Below are 2,620 nucleotides of genomic sequence, written 5' to 3' on the forward strand. Positions count from 1 at the left end.
CGGGGTGGCCGGTGGCCTCCGGGTCCCGCGATTCGGGGACGAACTTCCGCGCCATCAGCACCACGGCGACGGCGATGGGCACGTTGATCAGGAACGCCAGCCGCCACGACCACACCTGCACGAGGAACCCGCCGAGCAGCGGCCCGGCGGCGGCCGCGATGCCGCCGAGCCCGGACCACGCGCCGATCGCGCGGGCGCGGGCGTCGTGCGCGAAGGACGACTGGAGGATCGCGAGCGACCCCGGCGTCAGCAGCGCGCCGCCGATGCCCTGCAGGATCCGGGTCGCGACCAGCATCTCGGTGGACTGCGCCGCGGCGCACAGCCCGGAGGCGACGCCGAACCAGACGACGCCGACGAGGTACGTGCGGCGCCGCCCGTAGCGGTCGCCGAGCGAACCGGCGACGAGGATGAGCGCGGCGAGCGCCAGCATGTACCCGTCGAGGATCCATTGGAGCCCGGCGACGGAGGCGTTCAGCTCCGCGCCGATGCGGGGCAGGGCGACGTTGACGATGGTTCCGTCGAGCATCGCCATGCCCGACCCGAGGATGGTGGTGGCGAGGACGCCGCGCGCGGCGTGCGTCCCCCACCGGATCCCGGTGTCTTCGGTGGCAGTCACCTGCCCACTCCACCGCGCCGGTGATCCCCCGTCAACCGGTCCCTACGGCAGCAGCGTCGTGACGAACTTGTACCGGTCGCCGCGGTAGACCGAGCGGGCGAATTCGACCGGCTTGCCGTCCGTGGCGAACGAGTGCCGGGTCAGCATCAGCACCGGCATGCCGACGTCCGCGCCGAGCATTTCCGCTTCCTGCGGGCCGGCGAGCGAAGTCTCGATCGTCTCTTCGGCGCGCTCGAGCTCGACCCCGTAGTGCTCGCGCAGAACGGCGTACAACGAGCCGCCCGCCGAGACGTGCTTGCGCAGCCCGCGGAACCGGCCGAGCGGGAGGTGGGTCGTCTCCAGCGCCATCGGCTGGGAGTCCGCGAGTCGAAGGCGTCGAAGGCGAAGGATTTTCGCACCCGTGCGGATTCCGAGGAGCTTCGCGAGGTCGCCCTCGACCGGCAGCTCCTCGACTTCCAGGAGCTTCGACGACGGCTTCAGGCCCTGCTTGCGCATGTCCTCGGTGTAGGACGACAACTGCAGCCGCTGCGCGAGCTTCGGCTCGGCCGCGAAGGTGCCTTTCCCCTGCACCCGGTGCAGGCGGCCCTCGGCGGTCAGGTCCGCCAGCGCCTGGCGCACGGTGGTGCGGGAGACCGTGAACTCCCCGGCGAGCGCGCGTTCGGTCGGGATCGGCGACCCGGGCGGGAGGACGTCCAGGAGGTCGAGGAGGTGCTGTTTCAGTGCCCAGTACTTGGGCTCGCGCTGCCCGCGCATCCCGGCGACGGTGCTCGCCTCGCCCGTGGTGGTGGTCTCCAACATGCCCGACTCCCTCTGCCTTCCCTCATCGCACGCCACGTCCCCGTAAGAAACGTACCCTTTTCCACCGACGGGCCGCCCCACTAACATTGGTCTAGACCTGACCGACGCCGCCTTAGTCCGGTACATAATGCCGGAGGTGGAGAGGAAAATGATGACCCAACAACGGCCCGGCGAGCACATGGCCGCGGAGATCGCCCAGCAGCCGGAGGTCTTGGCGGGACTGGTACAGCGTCAGGCGGAAATCGCCGAAGTGGCGGAAAAGATCTCACAACGGCCTCCGCGCTTCGCTTTGCTCGCCGCGCGTGGATCGAGTGACCACGCAGCGTTGTACGCGAAGTACCTGATCGAGGTACTCCTCGGGCTTCCGGCCGGTCTGGTTTCGCCCTCCACGGCGACGCTGTACGGCGCGCGGCCCGATCTGCGGGACGTGCTGTTCGTCACCGTCAGCCAAAGCGGTGGTTCGCCTGACCTGATCGAGGTCACCGAAACGGCGCGGCGCCAGGGCGCGCTGACCGTTTCCGTCACCAACACCCCGGACTCGCCGCTGCGGGCGGCGTCCGAGCTCGGCGTCGACATCGGCGCCGGCGTCGAGCAGGCAGTCGCGGCGACCAAGACGTACTCCGCGACGCTGATGGCGCTCTACCTGCTGATCGACGCGGTGCGCGGCGGCAAGGCGGCCGACGCCGAGAAGATCGGCGAGCTGGCGCAGCAGACCCTCGACGGCGCCACCGAGGGCGTCCAGCGGGCGGTCGACCGGTACCGGTTCGTGAACCGCGTCCTGACCGCCGCCCGCGGCTACTCCTACGCGACCGCGCTGGAGGCGTCGCTCAAGCTCGCCGAGACGAGCTACCTCGCGGCGCGCGCGTACAGCGGCGCGGACCTGCTGCACGGCCCGGTCGCCGCGGTCGACGACCAGACCGCGGTGCTGGCGGTGACCAGCGCCGGGCACGGCGCGGAGGCCATGCGCGACGTCATCGACGCCGTCGGCAAGCGCGGCGCGGACGTCGTCGCGGTCGGTTCGGCATCCGCGGACACCCCCGCGGCGCTGCGCATCGACGTCCCGCAGACCGTCGAGGAGCTGGCGCCGATCCTGGAGATCCTGCCGATCCAGCAGATCGCGCTCGGCCTGTCGCTGGCCCGCGGCGGCGACCCGGACAGCCCGCGCGGCCTGCTCAAGGTGACCAAGACCCGGTGACCTCCGCGATC

At 71.1% G+C, this 2,620-nt stretch carries 3 protein-coding genes; 1 reads left to right on the forward strand and 2 read right to left on the reverse strand.

Annotation, left to right across the window (positions count from 1 at the left end; translation table 11 throughout):
• Together G3I65_RS23380 and G3I65_RS23385 are read right to left on the reverse strand one after the other, a co-directional pair.
• A partial coding sequence (locus G3I65_RS23380) for an MFS transporter (RefSeq protein ID WP_160698008.1) occupies positions 1–616 on the reverse strand: 616 nt, incomplete at its 3' end.
• Between the two features lie 42 nt (positions 617–658).
• The gene (locus tag G3I65_RS23385) at positions 659–1,414 is read right to left on the reverse strand and encodes a GntR family transcriptional regulator (RefSeq protein WP_160698009.1); all 756 of its coding nucleotides are present in this window, start codon (positions 1,412–1,414) and stop codon (positions 659–661) included.
• A 148-nt stretch (positions 1,415–1,562) separates the two neighbouring features.
• Here G3I65_RS23385 and G3I65_RS23390 point away from each other — a divergent pair, with 148 nt between their 5' ends.
• The gene (locus G3I65_RS23390; protein ID WP_160698010.1) at positions 1,563–2,609 is read left to right on the forward strand and encodes an SIS domain-containing protein; all 1,047 of its coding nucleotides are present in this window, start codon (positions 1,563–1,565) and stop codon (positions 2,607–2,609) included.
• The last annotated feature ends 11 nt before the right edge of the window (positions 2,610–2,620 follow it).

This window comes from Amycolatopsis sp. SID8362, from assembly GCF_010550475.1.
GTDB classification, from domain to species: Bacteria; Actinomycetota; Actinomycetes; order Mycobacteriales; family Pseudonocardiaceae; genus Amycolatopsis; species Amycolatopsis eburnea.